General features: G+C 68.1%; 15 protein-coding genes, 1 tRNA gene and 1 other RNA gene. 13 read left to right on the top strand and 4 right to left on the bottom strand.

Annotated elements, in window-relative coordinates; translation table 11 throughout:
• Position 1 precedes the first annotated feature (1 nt).
• Positions 2-1,627, top strand: a complete 1,626-nt coding sequence (locus tag ACP693_RS06135; protein WP_426018131.1) for a TadG family pilus assembly protein — start codon at positions 2-4, stop codon at positions 1,625-1,627.
• A gap of 164 nt (positions 1,628-1,791) precedes the next feature.
• On the opposite strand, the gene ACP693_RS06140 is transcribed toward ACP693_RS06135, so the two are convergent.
• A tRNA-Ile gene (locus ACP693_RS06140) sits at positions 1,792-1,867 on the bottom strand.
• 211 nt (positions 1,868-2,078) lie between these two features.
• Between ACP693_RS06140 and ACP693_RS06145 the strand changes: the two genes are divergently transcribed.
• Positions 2,079-2,870, top strand: a complete 792-nt coding sequence (locus ACP693_RS06145; RefSeq protein ID WP_426018130.1) for an SIMPL domain-containing protein — start codon at positions 2,079-2,081, stop codon at positions 2,868-2,870.
• Positions 2,871-2,994: 124 nt separating this feature from the next.
• Here the strand turns inward: ACP693_RS06145 and panD are convergent, their stop codons facing one another.
• Positions 2,995-3,345 (bottom strand): aspartate 1-decarboxylase, encoded by a 351-nt coding sequence (panD, locus tag ACP693_RS06150; RefSeq protein ID WP_346494009.1) that lies wholly within the window; start codon positions 3,343-3,345, stop codon positions 2,995-2,997.
• 224 nt (positions 3,346-3,569) lie between these two features.
• Here panD and sppA point away from each other — a divergent pair, with 224 nt between their 5' ends.
• The 3 genes from sppA to ACP693_RS06165 all read left to right on the top strand — a co-directional run bounded on the left by sppA (position 3,570) and on the right by ACP693_RS06165 (position 6,552).
• Complete coding sequence (gene sppA, locus ACP693_RS06155) at positions 3,570-5,348, top strand: signal peptide peptidase SppA (protein ID WP_426018129.1); 1,779 nt, start codon at positions 3,570-3,572, stop codon at positions 5,346-5,348.
• A 105-nt stretch (positions 5,349-5,453) separates the two neighbouring features.
• The gene (locus tag ACP693_RS06160; RefSeq protein WP_135194959.1) at positions 5,454-5,777 is read left to right on the top strand and encodes a hypothetical protein; all 324 of its coding nucleotides are present in this window, start codon (positions 5,454-5,456) and stop codon (positions 5,775-5,777) included.
• Between the two features lie 13 nt (positions 5,778-5,790).
• Positions 5,791-6,552 (top strand): N-acetylmuramoyl-L-alanine amidase, encoded by a 762-nt coding sequence (locus tag ACP693_RS06165; RefSeq protein WP_426018126.1) that lies wholly within the window; start codon positions 5,791-5,793, stop codon positions 6,550-6,552.
• On the opposite strand, the gene ACP693_RS06170 is transcribed toward ACP693_RS06165, so the two are convergent.
• On the bottom strand, positions 6,549-6,779 hold the full coding sequence (locus ACP693_RS06170; protein ID WP_426018123.1) for a type II toxin-antitoxin system RelE/ParE family toxin: 231 nt from the start codon (positions 6,777-6,779) through the stop codon (positions 6,549-6,551). The two genes, ACP693_RS06165 and ACP693_RS06170, sit on opposite strands and share 4 nt — an antisense overlap.
• Positions 6,780-6,844: 65 nt before the next feature.
• On the bottom strand, positions 6,845-7,042 hold the full coding sequence (locus tag ACP693_RS06175; RefSeq protein ID WP_426018122.1) for a hypothetical protein: 198 nt from the start codon (positions 7,040-7,042) through the stop codon (positions 6,845-6,847).
• 78 nt (positions 7,043-7,120) lie between these two features.
• Here ACP693_RS06175 and rnpB point away from each other — a divergent pair.
• The 8 genes from rnpB to mraY all read left to right on the top strand — a co-directional run bounded on the left by rnpB (position 7,121) and on the right by mraY (position 15,618).
• Positions 7,121-7,511, top strand: an RNA gene (gene rnpB, locus ACP693_RS06180) — RNase P RNA component class A.
• 454 nt (positions 7,512-7,965) lie between these two features.
• Positions 7,966-8,442: a division/cell wall cluster transcriptional repressor MraZ gene (locus ACP693_RS06185; RefSeq protein ID WP_426018120.1), complete on the top strand. Its 477-nt coding sequence runs from the start codon at positions 7,966-7,968 to the stop codon at positions 8,440-8,442.
• An 11-nt stretch (positions 8,443-8,453) separates the two neighbouring features.
• A complete protein-coding gene (gene rsmH, locus ACP693_RS06190) occupies positions 8,454-9,416 on the top strand; it encodes a 16S rRNA (cytosine(1402)-N(4))-methyltransferase RsmH (protein ID WP_426019620.1) in 963 nt (320 codons plus the stop codon).
• Positions 9,413-9,862: a cell division protein FtsL gene (ftsL, locus tag ACP693_RS06195; protein ID WP_426018118.1), complete on the top strand. Its 450-nt coding sequence runs from the start codon at positions 9,413-9,415 to the stop codon at positions 9,860-9,862. The genes rsmH and ftsL overlap by 4 nt, the downstream gene beginning before the upstream one ends.
• On the top strand, positions 9,859-11,631 hold the full coding sequence (locus tag ACP693_RS06200; protein WP_426018115.1) for a peptidoglycan D,D-transpeptidase FtsI family protein: 1,773 nt from the start codon (positions 9,859-9,861) through the stop codon (positions 11,629-11,631). Before ftsL ends, ACP693_RS06200 begins: the two co-directional genes overlap by 4 nt.
• On the top strand, positions 11,628-13,088 hold the full coding sequence (locus ACP693_RS06205) for a UDP-N-acetylmuramoyl-L-alanyl-D-glutamate--2,6-diaminopimelate ligase (protein WP_426018114.1): 1,461 nt from the start codon (positions 11,628-11,630) through the stop codon (positions 13,086-13,088). Before ACP693_RS06200 ends, ACP693_RS06205 begins: the two co-directional genes overlap by 4 nt.
• Complete coding sequence (locus ACP693_RS06210) at positions 13,081-14,499, top strand: UDP-N-acetylmuramoyl-tripeptide--D-alanyl-D-alanine ligase (RefSeq protein WP_426018113.1); 1,419 nt, start codon at positions 13,081-13,083, stop codon at positions 14,497-14,499. The genes ACP693_RS06205 and ACP693_RS06210 overlap by 8 nt, the downstream gene beginning before the upstream one ends.
• 9 nt (positions 14,500-14,508) lie before the next feature.
• Positions 14,509-15,618, top strand: coding sequence for a phospho-N-acetylmuramoyl-pentapeptide-transferase (gene mraY / locus ACP693_RS06215; protein ID WP_426018111.1), 1,110 nt, complete (start codon positions 14,509-14,511; stop codon positions 15,616-15,618).
• The last annotated feature ends 3 nt before the right edge of the window (positions 15,619-15,621 follow it).

The following is a 15,621-nucleotide window of genomic DNA, read 5'->3' on the forward strand; positions in this document are numbered from 1 at the left end:
GATGGCTCGCGATCCGCTGTGGGCCGACCGCGACGGCGGCGTTGCGGTCATCAGTGCGGTTGGCGCGGCCCTGGCCTGCATCGCGGCGGCGGTCGCCGTCGATCTCGGAGCCTTGGCGCTCCACACCCGCAAGGTCCAGGGCGCTGCGGATCTCGCAGCCCTGGCCGCCGCCCAGCGGCTGGACGGCGCTGACGCCGCCGCCCGGACAACGGTCGCGCTCAATCTCACGAACGTCCGCGTAATCGGGACTGAAACAGGCCGGTATGTGCCGGATCCGGCGCGAGAGCCGGCGGACCGCTTCGAAGCTGGCGCACCCGAAGTCGATGCGGCGCGCGTGACCGTCACGGCCAAGGCGCCGGTCTTTTTCAGCCGGTGGCTCCTCGGCCGCGACGAGGTGCTGGTCACCCGCCAGGCGACGGCCGCTGCGCCGCAGACGCCAAAGGCGATGATCAGCCTCGGCTCGCGACTGGCTCGGCTGGATGGAGGCGTCGCCAATCAGGTGCTGAGCGGTCTGCTGGGCAGCGAGGTCTCGTTGAGCGTGATGGATTACCGCAACTTGGCGGATCTGGACGTCAATCTGCTTCAGTTTTCGGACGCCCTGTCGACCAAGGCGGGCGTGACGGTGGGCGACTACGATCGCCTTCTGGCGACGGAAGTGGACGCCGGAGAGGCGCTCGGCGTGGTGAAGGCGCTGGCGGGCGGACGCGACGGCGGCGCCCTGGGACGGTTGACCGCAGCGGCGGCCGGCCTGGACCTCAAGGTCGATCGCCTGATCGGCGCCGAAGTCGATGCCCAGCAGGGCTTGCGTGATGGCCTGGACGCTCAGGTCAGCGCGCTGGATCTGGTCATGGCCATCGCGGAGATCGCGGGCGGCGACCGACAGATCGATCTCAAGCTCGGCGCCCAGGCCGGTGTCGCGGATCTCAAGGTGACGCTGGCGATCGGCGAGCGGCCGAATACCTCGCCGTGGATCGCCGTGACCGCGCGGGGTGAACCCGTCCTGCACACGGCGCAGGCGCGGCTCTATCTTCGTGCGCGAACGGCGCAGTCATTGTCGGGTCTGGTCCAGATCAATCTGCCGATCCTGGTCGAACTGGCCTCCGCCGAAGCCCGCCTCGAAAGGCTGAGCTGCGCGCCGGAGCGCGCCGTGCGCGTCGCCGTCCGGCCGGGATTGGCCCACGCCACGGTGGGCGCCGTCGATGAAAACCGTCTGGACGATTTCAAGGCGCCCATCGCGCCGGCGAAGGCGACCCTCGCGGCCGTGTTGGGTGTTGTGACGGTGAAGGGCAAGGCGGATGTCGAGGTTGCGGATGTCGCGCCCCAGTCCGTCGCCTTCAACGCCGATGACATCGCCGCGCGCCGGATCAAGACCGTGAAGAGCCGGAACCTGGCGACGGGCCTTGTGACCAGCCTCCTGCAACGCCTTGAGCTCGACGTCGTCGGCCTGCCCCTTGGCGGCGTCGCATCGGCCGTCGGCCACCTCCTCACCCCCTTGGGACCGGTTCTGGACAGCGCAATCTCGCCCATCCTCGACGTCCTAGGCCTCAAGCTGGGAGAAGCCGATGTCTCGGTTCTCGGTCTTTCCTGCCCGGACACCGGCAGAGCGCCGCCACGTCTTGTGGGCTAGGCTGCAGGAAGGTCTGGCATTGCGAGTTGCCGGGGCATGGCCAGGATTCGCTTGCGTGCGCCGGCAGGGAGGTCCGACTCTAGCGTGATCAATCCGTTGGCCCAAGGTGTTATGGTTATTCAGGGATTGGTTGAGCCACTTTATGGATGGTCCCGATAGAAAGTTGGTAGGCCCGGAGGGACTCGAACCCCCAACCAGACCGTTATGAGCGGTCGGCTCTAACCATTGAGCTACAGGCCCCCAAGGCGCGCCTCGGCGGAAGGGGTCTCGCCTAGCAGGCGCGGGCGCGGCTTGCCAAGCGGGGGCGGGCAAGAAGGCGATGTTTCGGCGATTTCACGAAGATGAACGGAAACTGCCAAGCCTCACGGGCGTTCATTCAGGCGAGAACGGCCAAGGTCGTTGCAACGGATCGGCGAACGCGCCGTCCTGGATCGCTTACGGAGAAGACCGCATGACCCGCACCCTGGCCGCCCCGATGAAAGCCGTGTCCTTCAAGACCCTGGCAATGGGTGGAGCCGTCGCCGCCGCCGCCTTCCTGGCCGCCGCCACGCCGCGCGCCATGGCCCAAACAGCTGAACCCGCCATGGGAGCCATGCACATGATGCAGCCCGCGCCGTCGCTGAACCTGTCGGCCTATGGCGAGGTCAAGGCCGCGCCCGACATGGCCACAATCACCTTCGGCGTCCAGACCGAGGCGGTCACCGCCCAAGAAGCCATGCGGGACAACGCCGCGCAGATGACGCGTGTCGTCGCCGCCCTGCGCCGCGCCGGCATCGCCGAGCGCGACATCCAGACCTCGGGGCTGAACCTGTCGGCGCAATATGACTATGTGCAGAACGAACCGCCCAAGCTGCGCGGCTATCAGGCGGTCAACCGCGTGACGGTGGTCATCAATGACCTGACCAAGGTCGGCACGACGGCCGACGCCGTGGTCGCCGCCGGCGTCAACCAGATCGACGGCATCAGCTTTGGCCTGAAGGATCCGACGGCGGCCGAGAACCAGGCTCGTCAGCTGGCCGTACGCAACCTGCAGGCCAAGGCCCAGCTGTACGCCCAGTCGCTGAACGTTCAGCTGTCGGGCATCCGCAACCTGACCGAAGGCGGCGGCTATACGCCCCAGCCGCCGATGCCGATGTTCGCCGCCCGCGCCATGTCGATGGACCGCGCCGAAAGCACCCCGGTCGCCGCCGGCGAACTGACGGTGCGGATCGACATCACGGGCGTCTACGACATCGCCCGCTGATCGCATCGGCCGAAACGAAGAAAGGCCCGCCGGCGACGGCGGGCCTTTTTGCATTCTGTGGGGTGTTGAGAGCCCCTCCACCGCTTCGCGGTCCCCCTCCCCGCAGAGCGGGGAGGAGACGACTTCAGTGTTTGATCTCGTTGGCGTCGTCCAGCAGGACCACATTGGGGTTCCACTGGCGGGCTTCTTCCTGGGGCATCTGGCCATAGGTGACCACGATGACCTTGTCGTTCTTCTGGACCAGACGGGCGGCGGCGCCGTTGACGCCGATCACGCGTGAGCCGCGCGGGGCCTCAATGGCGTAGGTGGTGAAGCGCGCGCCGTTGGTGATGTTCAGCACATCGACCTGTTCGTGCGGATAGATGCCCGCCGCATCCAGCAGGTCCATGTCGATGGCGATCGATCCCTCGTAATCGAGATCGGCCTGGGTCACCGTCGCACGGTGCAGCTTGGACTTCATCAGGGTGACCAGCATGGCGCGGTCTCCAAATATACGCGGGGCGCAGGCCCTCGCTCTCAGGCGGCTCATATAGGGATTTTCGTCGTCCGCATCAATCGGGGCGCCGCGCCGCAGCAAACGGTTTGCGGGTGCGAACGCCAAGGCCCGTCGGATATTGCGCGGCCTTCATTTGACGACGGCCCGCGTCCGCCTATGCTGGCTCGGCCATTTCCGGCCTGCGAGCGCGCGTTTCCCCACCGATGAAGCAATTCTTCCTGACGGTCCTTGGTGTCTTCACCGGGTTGATCCTCTTCCTCGTCGTCATTCCCGTGGTGCTGCTGACCGTCGCCGTCGCCTCCTCGTCCAAGCCGACGACGCCGGCGAACACGGTGCTGGAACTGGACCTGCGCGAGGGGATCAGCGACCAGCCGTCGTCCAATCCGTTCGCGGCCTTCGGCGGTTCGGGTCTGGCCCTTACTCAGGTCGTGGACGGCCTGCATCAGGCCCAGGGCGACAACAGCGTCAAGGCCCTGCTGGTCCGCCTGCCGGAAAGCGGCATGACGCCCGCGACCGCCGACGAACTGCGCCAGGCCATCCACCGCTTCCGCAACTCGGGCAAGCCGGTCATCGCCCACAGCCAGGGCTTCGCGCCCGTCGGCGCAGTGATGTCCACCTATATGGTCGGGGCCTCGGCGTCGGAACTGTGGATGCAGAACACCGCCGGCTTCCAGGCCACGGGCTTCTCGGCCGACAGTCTGTTCCTGGGCCGCGCCTTCGAGAAATACGGCGTCAAACCCGACTTCGAACAGCGCTATGAGTACAAGAACGCCGTCAACGAATACACCCAGAGCGATTATACCGGCCCGCACCGCGAGGCCATGACGGCCTGGATGACGTCCATCTACGACAGCGCCCTGGCCAACGCCGCCAGGGATCGCAAGACGACCGCTCCGGCGCTGAAGACGATCATTGAGGCCGGCCCCTATTCGGCGCCCCAGGCCCTGGCCAACCGTCTGATCGACAAGGTAGGCCAGGTCGAGGAGGCCGAGGCCGCCATCAAGACCCGCGCGGGCAAGGGCGCCGAGATCGTCGAGTTCGGCAAATACGCCGACCAGAAGGGCGAACGCGCCGGCTCGGGCAAGAACGCCATCGCCATCGTCGGCGGGGAGGGGGCCATCGTCACCGGCCGTGGCGGCGGGGGCAGCTTCGGCGGCGGTTCGTCGATCCACTCCGACGACACGGCCGAGGCCATCTACGACGCCATCGAGGACAAGAGCGTCAAGGCCATCGTCTTCCGCGTCTCTTCGCCCGGCGGCTCGCCGGAAGCCTCGGAACAGATCCTGGCCGCCGTGCGCGCGGCGCGCGCGGCGGGCAAGCCGGTGGTAGTCTCCATGGGCGCCTACGCCGCCTCGGGCGGTTACTGGGTGAGTTCGGAAGCCGATTGGATCGTGGCCCAGCCCTCGACCCTGACCGGCTCGATCGGCGTGTTCGGCGGCAAGTTCGTGCTGGCCGATGCGCTGGGCCGATTCGGCGTCGACATGCGCGAACTGACGGTGGGGGGCCAGTACGCCGACGCCTTCTCGCCGACGCAGGAGTTCACCCCGGAACAGCGCGCGGCCTTCGCCGGCTCGATGGACCGGATCTACGACGACTTCATCGCCCGCGTGTCGACGGGCCGCAAACTGTCGCCCGACCGCGTGCGCGAGATCGCCAAGGGCCGCGTCTGGACCGGGGCCCAGGCCCTGCCTCTGGGCCTGGTCGATCAGCTGGGCGGCGTCACCGAGGCGGTGAACAAGGCCCGCGAATTGGCCAAGATCCCGTCCAACGAGCCCGTGCGCTTCAAGCATTTCCCCAAGCAGCAGTCGCCCTTCGAGGCCCTGTCGGAAATGTTCGGCGTCCAGACCGAGGCGGCCAAGGCCCTGGTCATGCTGGGCGGCGTCATGGCCGATCCCCAGGCCCAGGCCGTGATGCGCCGCGTCGAAAGCGACCGGATGCGCGGCGAGGGCGCGGTGGTGCTGGCCGATCAGCCGATCTTCTGAGGGACCGCGACACACGCGACCGTGCGTCGCGGTCCATTGACCGCAGGCCCCGATGGACCGACATTGCGTGTCAGGCGTTCCTCGGATCGCCTGAAAGGATGATCCATGTTCCAGCCTGAACGTCTCGCCACCATCGGTTTCGCCGCGCGCCGCCGTCCCAATGGGATCGTTGCCTCCGTGATGTGGGTCGCCGGCATGATCGCCGCCGTCTGCGCCATGGCCGTGGGTGCGGTCCTGGCCATCTTCACCGCCGCTGCCGTGGCGGTGATCGCCCTGTTCGCGGGCGTTCTGGTCTTCCTGGTCGGACTGGTCATGCGGACCCGCCGCAACATGACGCCGCGTCGCCGCAACGGCGATCCAGACCTGATCGAGGCGCACAAGGTGGACGGCGCCTGGGTCGCCTATGGCTGGGAACGCAACGGCCGCTGAGCCAGCCCTTGCCATGACCTCCTACATCGACGCGCCTTCGCCTAACTTTGACGCGCGTCGTGCGCTGCCCGACATGCTGGTGCTGCACTATACGGGCATGCAGACGGGCGAGGCCGCTCTGGCGCGCCTGCGCGACCCCGACGCCAAGGTCTCGGCCCACTATCTGGTCGAGGAAGACGGCCGCATCTTCCAGCTTGTCCCCGAGGAACGTCGCGCCTGGCACGCCGGTCGCGGCGTCTGGCAGGGCGAGGACGACTGCAACGCCGCCTCCATCGGGATCGAGATCGTCAATCCGGGCCACGAATTCGGCTATCGCGCCTTTCCCGAGGGCCAGGTCGCCGCGCTCATCGCCTTAATCAGCGACATCCGCAGCCGCTGGTCCATTCCCGACAACCGCATAGTCGCCCATTCCGATCTCGCCCCGGACCGCAAGGAAGATCCCGGCGAACTCTTCCCCTGGAAGCGTCTGGCCGAGGCCGGCCATGGCCTGTGGTTCGAACCGGCCCCCGAACGGATCCAGGCCCTGGGCGGCCTGCTGCAAAAGGGCGATCAGGCCATCGGCGCCATGGTCCTGCGCGCCGGCCTGCACCGTCTGGGCTACGGGCTGAAACCCGGCGGCGACTATGACGTGGAGACCGAAACCGCCGTCCGCGCCTTCCAGCGCCACTGGCGGCCGACCCGCGTCGACGGCGTCGCCGACGGCGAAACCCGCGCCCGCCTGGTCGGCCTGCTCCAACTCGCCAGCGCCGAGAGCGTCACGGGCTTGCTGAACTAAAGGTCCGCGCGGTCCTGAAAGGGGCCGAAGACTCTGATGATCGAAATGGTGCGGTTTCCATCGTCGATCCGATACAGGATGCGATAGCCCTCGACGGGGCGCTCTCTAACGCCTGACGTTTGACCCTCGGGCCATCGGAACGGCGTGAACTGCAATTCGACGATGGCGCGCGTGATGCGGGCGGATCGCAGGCGCGCCTTCAGGCCGCTGCCGGGCGATACAGCCAACGCCGCACCGCGAGCAGATCAACGCGCGCCCGAGCGGTGAAGATGACCTGATAAGGGCCGCTCATTCAGCTGAGGCTGGGTTCTTCAAGGTCTTCGCCGGCCGCCCAGCGATCCAGCCACTCCAGGGCTTCATCGCCGGAAATGACGCGCCCGGCGGCGATGTCCGCGTCGGCTTCCGCGATGCGCGCCCGCTCCCAGGTCAGGCGGCGCTCACGCTGCTCCGGGCTTTCCTGATTGACGATGTTGGAGGCGGGTTCGGCCATGCGCACACCATACGCCATTTCCCCTGCCGACGCATCCGTTGGTTGACCTGCGCGGCGTGGCGGCGCATCTAGCGCGCGCCAGACGGCTGGGCGGTCGCGGCGGACTTCGCGTCCGTCGAGGAAAGTCCGGGCTCCACGGTGAAAAGGCGGCGGATAACTTCCGCCCGGGGCGACCCGAGGGATAGCGCCACAGAAAGCAAACCTCCGGCCTCGCGAGGCCGGTAAGGGTGAAAGGGTGGGGTAAGAGCCCACCGCGTGCCTGGCAACAGGGACGGCATGGCAAGCCCCGCCTGGAGCAAGACCAAATAGGGACATCGCGCGGGGTTCGCCTCGCGGGGCTCACCGCCTCAGATGTCCGGGTAGGTCGCGAGAACCGTTCAGCAATGGACGGTCCAGAGGAATGATCGTCGCCGATCCAGGCTTCGGCCTCGGAGCGGAACAAAACCCGGCTTACAGGCCGTCTGGCATACTTTCTTTCTTGGCCTATCGCGCTTCGCGCTGCTTGAGGTGGATTTTTTTTGGGCCTATCGGCCTTCGGCCTACTTGAGGCCCGTCGGGTGGGCCAAAGCGGGCGCTGTTGCGCCCCCGATCGGCTGCGACCTTGGTCCGAGTTCGGATTATCCCCGCATTTCAGCGTTCTGGCAGCGCTCCCAAAGGTTTGCGCTCGTTAACCTATTGTCTGTTCAAGGAAGGTTAGAACGCTTCACAGCCTGTGAATACTTCGGTTGTTCCGTGTATGTTCCTGCTGTTCGACCGTGCTTAAGTCGTCACACGTCAAAACATGGTTAAATCTTGGCTTCGATCCCATTGAGGCCCATCTGATCCCATGCTATCCCACAATCATGATTTGGGGCTGAGAGACGGGCGCGGCGGGCGTTCGTCAGGGCATCTAGGGACGGGCCGGAAGGTTCGATTGGCAGGGCGTGTTTCTCTCGACCTATGAGAAGCAGCTGGACGGCAAGCGCCGTCTCCTCATCCCCAACGACTTCCGCACGACCGAAAACGGCGCAGCCGGCGGCGTCTTCATCTTCCCCTCGATCGAAGCCGACTGCCTGGAAGCGGGCGGCGACCGCCTGTTCGCGGTCTATGCCGAGATGATCGAGGCCCTGCCGTTCGGCTCCGAAGAGCGTTCGGCGCTGGAGTGGCAGGTCATGGGTGAGCAGGTCCGCCTGGCCTATGATTCCGGCGGCCGCATCACCCTTCCCGAAGCGCTGTGCAACGAAGCGGGCCTGGACAACACCGTCGTCATCGTCGGCCTGAACGACCGTTTCCAGATCTGGTCGCGCGAGAAATGGGCGGCCCGCCGCGCCGAACAGCGCGCCCTGGCCAAGGCCGGCATGGCCCAGATCGGCGCCCTGAAACTGGCGGCACAGATGAAGCTGGCTGGAGGCGGATCGTGACCGACGCCTCCATCAATGCGCCCCATGCTCCCGTCCTGCTGGCCGAGGTGATCGAGGCCCTGGCGCCTGCGCCCGGCGATGTCGTGATCGACGCCACCTTCGGCGCCGGCGGCTATACCCGCGCCATCCTGAAGACCGGCGCCCAGGTCGTCGGCCTGGATCGCGACCCGACGGTTCAGCCCCACGCCGACGCCGTCGCCAATGACTTCCCCGGTCAGTTCCAGCTGATCCGCAACGCTTTCTCGGGTCTGGCCCAAGCCTTCGCCGACAGCGGCAAGGCAAAGCTGGACGGCGCCGTCTTCGACATCGGCGTCTCCTCGATGCAACTGGACCAGGCCGAGCGCGGCTTTTCCTTCATGCGCGACGGGCCGCTGGACATGCGGATGTCCGACGACGGCGCGACCGCCGCCGACATCGTCAACGGCTGGGACCACGGCCCCCTGGCCCATATCTTCAAACTGTATGGCGAAGAGCGTCAGTCGGGCCGCGTCGCCACCGCCATTCTGCGCCGCCGCGTCGAACAGCCCTTCACCCGCACCCTGGATCTGGCCGAGGTCGTCGAGAAAGCCCTTGGCGGCCGTCGAGGCGCGCCGATCCATCCGGCGACGCGGGTCTTTCAGGCCCTGCGAATCGCGGTCAACGATGAACTGGGCGAGCTGGAGCGCGGTCTGGAGGCCGCCGAGGCGACCCTGGCCCCCGGCGGGCGTCTGGCCGTCGTCACCTTCCATTCGCTGGAGGACCGGATCGTCAAGGCCTTCATGACCGAGCGCACGGGCAACAGCCCCGCCGGCTCGCGTCACGCCCCCATGGCCGTCGATCCGCGCAAGCCCAGCTTCACGCTTCAGTTCAAGGGCGCACGCGAGGCGGGCGACGAAGAGCGTTCGACCAATCCCCGCGCCCGTTCGGCCAAGCTGCGCGCCGCTGTCCGCACTGACGCCCCGGCCTGGGGCAAGATTTCTGGTGGGGCCGCATGACCACGGCGCCCTTCTTCACCTATTCCCGCACCGCCCTTCAGCGCCTGTTCGACTGGAAGGTGCGCGGCGTGCGCTGGATCGAGATCATCGGCGTGGCCCTGGTCGCGGTCATGATCGTGTCGGTCTATGCGGCCAAGGCAGCGGCGGCGCGCGAGAGCAGCCGCATCGCCCAGCTGGAGCAGGATATCCGCGAGAACGGCCAGCGGGTCCGCCTGCTGCGCGCCGAGGTCGCCCGCCTGGAACAGCCCGCGCGTCTGGAGGCCCTGTCGCGCCAGATCGGCATGGCGCCGGTGGACGTGCATCGTCAGGCCAAGGAAGCTCAGCTGACCGAGCTGAAGCCCGTGCCGGCCCCGGCCTCGACCGCAGCCGCGACCCCCGCCGTCGCCCCCGCTGCGGCCCCCGTCATCGCTGAAGACGCCGCTTCCGCGCCGGAGCCGGCGCAATGAGCGTTCAGGACCACCGCTATCACCGCCCCGCGCCGGGCGTCGATCTTCAGGGCCGCCTGTCGCCCTTCTGGCGCTGGCTGTCGGAACTGATTTGGCGTCTGGAGCACGGGTTCGAGCGCGCCCGCGCCGACGCCCGGCCGGAAGAGGACACCCGCGTCCGCATCTTCCTGATCCTGATCGTCTTTTCCTGCGTCTTCGGCGCCCTGGCCGTCGGCGCCTCGTACAAGGCCCTGTTCGCAGAGGCGAACGGACGCGGATCGGGCGTCAATCCGAACGCCCTGGTGCGCGGCGACCTGACGGATCGCAACGGCGAGCTGCTGGCCACCAACATCATCCACTACGGCCTCTATCTGGACCCGGCCCAGATCTGGGATCGCGACCTGGCTTATCGCCAGCTTCGCCGCGCCCTGCCGCGTATCTCCAGCGAGCGTCTGAAGCGCGTCCTGGCCAGCGATCGTCGTCTCATCGCCCTGACCGGTCTGACGCCCCAGGAAAAGGCCGCCGTCCACGACCTGGCCCTGGGCGGGGTGACGTTCGAACCTGAAGACCGCCGCGCCTATCCGCTGGGAACCTCGGCCGTTCACCTGATCGGCGACGCCGACACGGGCGGGCGGGGCGTGTCCGGCGCCGAACTGGCCTTCAACGACGAGATCCGTTCGGCGGGGCAGCGCGGCGAGAGCTTCCCCCTGTCCATCGACCTGCGCGTCCAGGGCGTGCTGGAAAACGAACTGGCCGCCGCCGCCATCAAGGCCCAGGCCAAGGGCGCCGTCGGCATCGTCACCGACGTCCAGACCGGCGAGGTCCTGGGCATGGCCAGCTGGCCGACCTTCAACTCCGCCGACCGCAACGCCGCCCCCGACGGCGCGACGCTGAACCGCGCCGTCTCGGGCCACTACGAGATGGGGTCGGTGTTCAAGACCTTCACCGTCGCCGCCGGTCTCGACACCGGCCGGGCCGACATGAACACCCTGTTCGACGCGTCCCAGGCCTTCCAGATCGGCGACCGCAAGATCAAGGATTTCCACGCCCAGAACCGCGTAATGACCCTGGAGGAGGTCTATCTGCACTCCTCCAACATCGGCACCTCGCAACTGGCGGTGCAGATGGGACCGGATACGATGCGGGACTATTTCCGCCGCCTGGGCCTGCTGGACGCCTCGACCATCGAGCTGAAGGAATCGGCCAAGCCCGTCGTGCCGCGCCGCTGGGACAACTCGACCCTGGCCTCCCTGTCCTTCGGCTACGGCATCATGATCACCCCGGCCCAGATGGTTCAGGCCATGGGCGCCTTGACCAATGGCGGGCGGATGATCCCCCTGTCCCTGCGCAAGGGCGGCGCGCGCGGCGCCCAGCCCCAGCAGGTCGTAACCGAGGAAACCTCGCGCACCATCCTGGATCTGCTGCGTCGCAATGTCGTCAAGGGCTCGGGCGGGTTCGCCGACGCGCCGGGTCTGCGGGTCGGGGGCAAGACCGGCTCGGCCAACAAGCTGGTCAACGGTCGCTACGACCCCAGCCACGCGCTCGGCTCCTTCGCGGCGGTCTTCCCCGTCGACGGCCCGCTGAACGGCAAACGCTACGCCATCCTGATCGTGATGGACGAGCCGGGGACCTATCCCAAGACCGGCGCCTATGTCGCCGCGCCGGCCGTGAAGAACATCGCCGACCGCATCGCCGGCTTCCTGGGCGTCGAGCGCCGCGAGGATCGCTGGCGCACGGCGACCGGCGAAAAGGTGCCGGAATATCAGGACGTGGCGGGGGACGGCCTGTGAGCGCCCTTCACCTGTCCGACCTGCTGCGCCGCGACGTGTCCTCGGACCCCATCATCACCGGCGTGACCGCCGACAGCCGCAAGGTCGCCCCCGGCGCCCTGTTCGTCGCCCTGCCGGGCACGGCCGCCGACGGCCGCGCCTTCATCCCCCAGGCCTTGGCGCAAGGCGCCGCTGCGGTCCTGGCCCCGACCGATACGCCGGACGGCGCCGCGCCGGTCCTGGTCACCTCGGGCGATGTGCGCCGGGCCTACGCCATCGCCGCGCGCGGCTTCTACGGCGTCCAGCCCAAGACCTGCGTCGCCGTCACCGGCACCAACGGCAAGACCTCGGTCGCCACCTTCTGCCGCCAGATCTGGGCCGGCATCGGCCACAAGTCGGCCAGCATGGGCACCCTCGGCGTCATCGGCCAGAAGGGCGCCAAGACCTACGCCCTGACCGGCCCCGGCCTGACCAGCCCCGACGCCGCCGAGGCCGCGCGCCTGATGGCCGAACTGGCCGCTAAGGACGTGACCCACGTCGCGCTGGAGGCCTCTTCGCACGGCATCGACCAGCGCCGGCTGGACGGGGTGGCGCTGAAGGCGGCCGCCTTCACCAACCTGACCCAGGACCACCTCGATTATCACGGCACGATGGAGGACTATCGCGCCGCCAAGATGCGCCTGTTCGAGACCCTGCTGCCGCGCGGCCGCACCGCCGTTCTGAACGCCGATTCCGACGCCTATTCCGCCTTCGCCTCGGCCTCGATCATGGCGGGCCTGGGCGTTATGGGCGTGGGCGAGCGCGGGCGCGACCTGGCCCTGATCGGCCGTCGCGCGACGCCGGAGGGCCAGCGTCTGACCCTGGACGTGCGCGGCCAGGTGCATGAGATTCTGCTGCCGCTGGCCGGCGCCTTCCAGGCCTCGAACGCCCTGGTGGCGGCGGGCCTGTGCATCGCAGCGGGCGATCCCGCCGACGCCGTGATCGGCGCTCTGGAAGGCCTGACCGGCGCCCAGGGACGCCTGCAACGCATCGGTGGGGCCGAGACAGGGCGCGGCGAGGTCTATGTCGACTACGCCCACACCCCCGACGGTCTGGAGACGGTGCTGAACGCCCTGCGTCCCCACGCGACCGGCCGACTGATCGTGGTGTTCGGCGCGGGCGGCGACCGGGATCGCGGCAAGCGGCCCCTGATGGGGTCCATCGCCGGGCGTCTGGCCGATGTGGCCATCGTCACCGATGACAATCCGCGTTCGGAAGATCCCGCCGCCATCCGCGCCCAGGTCCGCGCCGGTTGCTCCGACGGCCTCGAAATCGGTGATCGCCGCGCCGCCATCGAAGCCGCCGTCGAAATGATGCGTGACGGGGATGTGGTGGTCATCGCCGGAAAAGGGCATGAACAGGGTCAGATCGTCGCGGGCGTGACCCACCCCTTCGACGACGCCACCGTCGCGTCCGAGGCCCTGTCTCTTCATGCCTGAACCCACCGCCCGCCCGCTCTGGACGGCCGCCGAAGTCGCCGCCGCCACGGGCGGCGTGCTGCATGGCGACGACCGCCCCATCACGGGCGTGACCTACAACAGCCGCGAGATCGTCCCCGGCGACCTGTTTTTGGCGCTGAAGGGCGAACGCGACGGGCATCAGTTCGCCGCCAGCGCCTTCGCCGCCGGCGCCGCGACCGCCTTGGTCGAACATCCGGTCGAGGGCGGTTCCTATGTCGTCGTTACCGACACCCTGCACGGCCTGGAAGCCCTAGGCGTCGCCGCTCGCGAACGCGCGCCCCATGTCAAACGCGGCGCCGTCACCGGCAGCGTCGGCAAGACCAGCGTGACCCAGGCCATCAAGGCCGGCCTGGACCTCGCCGGCTCCGCACATGGCTCGATAAAGAGCTATAACAACCATATCGGCGTGCCTCTGACCCTGGCCCGGATGCCGGTCGAGACCCGGCGCGCCGTGTTCGAAATCGGCATGAATGCGCCCGGTGAGATCGCGCCCCTGTCACGCTTCGTCGCCCCCCACGCCGCCTGCGTCACCACCGTCGGCCCGGTCCATATCGAGGCCTTCGCCGACGGCGAGGCCGGCGTCGCGCGCGAAAAGGCGGCCATCTTCCAGGGCCTGGTCCCCGGCGGCGCGGCCGTGGCGAACGGCGACGTGGCCTTCGCCGACGCCCTGTGCGACGTGGCCAGATCCGTCGGCGCCCGCCTGCTGACCTTCGGCTCGGACGCCGGTCATGACGCCCGCCTGCTGGACTTCCGTGCGGACGCCGAGGGCGCATCGGTCGCCGCCGAACTGTTCGGGCGGCGGATCGACTACCGACTGGCCCAGTCCGGCGCCCACTGGGGCCTGAACAGCCTGTGCGTCCTCCTGATGCTCGATGCGCTGGACGTGTCGCTTGATACCGGCCTCGAAGCCCTGGCCGGGTTCCAGCCGCTGGCCGGTCGCGGCCAGACGCGCACGGTCATGACGCCGAACGGCGCCTTCACCCTGATCGACGAAAGCTACAACGCCAATCCGCTGTCGATGGCCGCCGGGTTCAAGACTCTGGGCGCCCGCACGACCTCGGGGCGCCGCGTCGTGGTGCTGACCGACATGCTGGAACTGGGCGACCAGAGCCGTGATCTGCACGAAGGCCTCGCCGGCCCCATCGACGCCGCAGGCCTCGATCTGGTCCACGTCGCCGGTACAGAGATGCGCTGGCTGTATGACGCCCTGCCGGTCTCGCGACGCGGCGTCTGGCGCGCGACGGCGGCGGAACTGGCGGCCGAGGCGGTCATGCTGGTCGCGCCCGGCGACATCGTCATGGTCAAGGGCTCGAACGGGTCCAAGGCGTCGCTGGTCGCAAAAGCGTTGGCCGACCTGCAAGGCCGCGACACGCCGCCCGCGACGCGATAGGGAACCGAAATGTTCTATCTTCTGTACCTCTATTACGCCGACGTGGCGGACCAGTATCCGCTGCTGAACCTGGTCCAGTATCAGACCGTGCGCGTCGCCCTGGCCATGGCCACGGCCATGATCGTCGCCGTCGCCATGGGCAGCCGCTTCATCAACTGGATCCGCACCAAACAGGGCCGGGGCCAGCCGATCCGCGACGACGGCCCCGTGTCTCACCTGTCCAAGGTCGGCACCCCCACCATGGGCGGGCTGATGATCCTGGCCGGCATCGGCGTGGCGGTCTTCCTGTGGGGCGATCTGACCAACCCCTACATCTGGATCGTCAGCTTCGTGACGGCGGCGTTCGGCGTGCTGGGCTTCATCGACGACTACGCCAAGGTGACCAAACAGACCTCGGCCGGCCTGACCTCGAAGCAGAAGCTGCTGGCCCAGACGGTCGTGGCCGTCGTCGCCGGAGTCCTGACCGTGCTGTGGATGACGGTGTCGCCGACCTCGCCGGGTCTTGAGACCTCGATCGCGTTTCCGTTCTTCAAGGCCGTGCTGCTGAACATCGGCTGGTTCTATGTGGCGTTCGCGGCCTTCACCATCGTCGGCTTCTCCAATGCGGTGAACCTGACCGACGGTCTGGACGGCCTGGCGACCGTGCCGGTGATGATGGCGGCCGGCGCCTTCGGGGTGATCTCCTACCTCGCCGGCAACTTCGTCTTCGCCCAGTATCTTCAGGTCCACCACGTGCCAGGCGCGGGCGAGCTGGCCATCTTCTGCGCGGCCATGATCGGCGGGGGCGCGGGCTTCCTCTGGTACAACGCCCCTCCGGCCAAGATCTTCATGGGCGACACCGGCTCGCTGGCCCTGGGCGGCGCGCTCGGCGCCATCGCCGTCACCACCAAGCACGAGCTGGTGCTGGGCATCGTCGGCGGCCTGTTCGTCGCCGAGGCCGCCTCGGTCATGATCCAGGTTGGATATTACAAGCTGACCAAGAAACGCATCTTCCTGATGGCCCCGGTCCACCACCATTTCGAGAAGATGGGCTGGCCGGAATCCACCGTCGTCATCCGCTTCTGGATCATCGCCGGCGCCCTGGCCCTGCTGGGCCTGTCCACGCTGAAGCTGCGTTGATCC

The sequence above is a fragment of the Brevundimonas sp. TWP1-3 genome, from assembly GCF_049896085.1.
GTDB lineage: Bacteria > Pseudomonadota > Alphaproteobacteria > Caulobacterales > Caulobacteraceae > Brevundimonas.

What these genes read in the sequence shown, in the direction of transcription:
- ACP693_RS06165 (WP_426018126.1), top strand. Translation starts at nt 5,791, where the DNA reads ATGACCTCCTACATCGACGCGCCTTCGCCTAACTTTGACGCGCGTCGT.
- ACP693_RS06175 (WP_426018122.1), bottom strand. Translation starts at nt 7,042, where the DNA reads ATGGCCGAACCCGCCTCCAACATCGTCAATCAGGAAAGCCCGGAGCAG.
- ACP693_RS06135 (WP_426018131.1), top strand. Translation starts at nt 2, where the DNA reads ATGGCTCGCGATCCGCTGTGGGCCGACCGCGACGGCGGCGTTGCGGTC.
- ACP693_RS06210 (WP_426018113.1), top strand. Translation starts at nt 13,081, where the DNA reads ATGCCTGAACCCACCGCCCGCCCGCTCTGGACGGCCGCCGAAGTCGCC.
- mraY (WP_426018111.1), top strand. Translation starts at nt 14,509, where the DNA reads ATGTTCTATCTTCTGTACCTCTATTACGCCGACGTGGCGGACCAGTAT.
- ACP693_RS06160 (WP_135194959.1), top strand. Translation starts at nt 5,454, where the DNA reads ATGTTCCAGCCTGAACGTCTCGCCACCATCGGTTTCGCCGCGCGCCGC.
- sppA (WP_426018129.1), top strand. Translation starts at nt 3,570, where the DNA reads ATGAAGCAATTCTTCCTGACGGTCCTTGGTGTCTTCACCGGGTTGATC.
- ACP693_RS06200 (WP_426018115.1), top strand. Translation starts at nt 9,859, where the DNA reads ATGAGCGTTCAGGACCACCGCTATCACCGCCCCGCGCCGGGCGTCGAT.
- ACP693_RS06145 (WP_426018130.1), top strand. Translation starts at nt 2,079, where the DNA reads ATGACCCGCACCCTGGCCGCCCCGATGAAAGCCGTGTCCTTCAAGACC.
- ftsL (WP_426018118.1), top strand. Translation starts at nt 9,413, where the DNA reads ATGACCACGGCGCCCTTCTTCACCTATTCCCGCACCGCCCTTCAGCGC.
- panD (WP_346494009.1), bottom strand. Translation starts at nt 3,345, where the DNA reads ATGCTGGTCACCCTGATGAAGTCCAAGCTGCACCGTGCGACGGTGACC.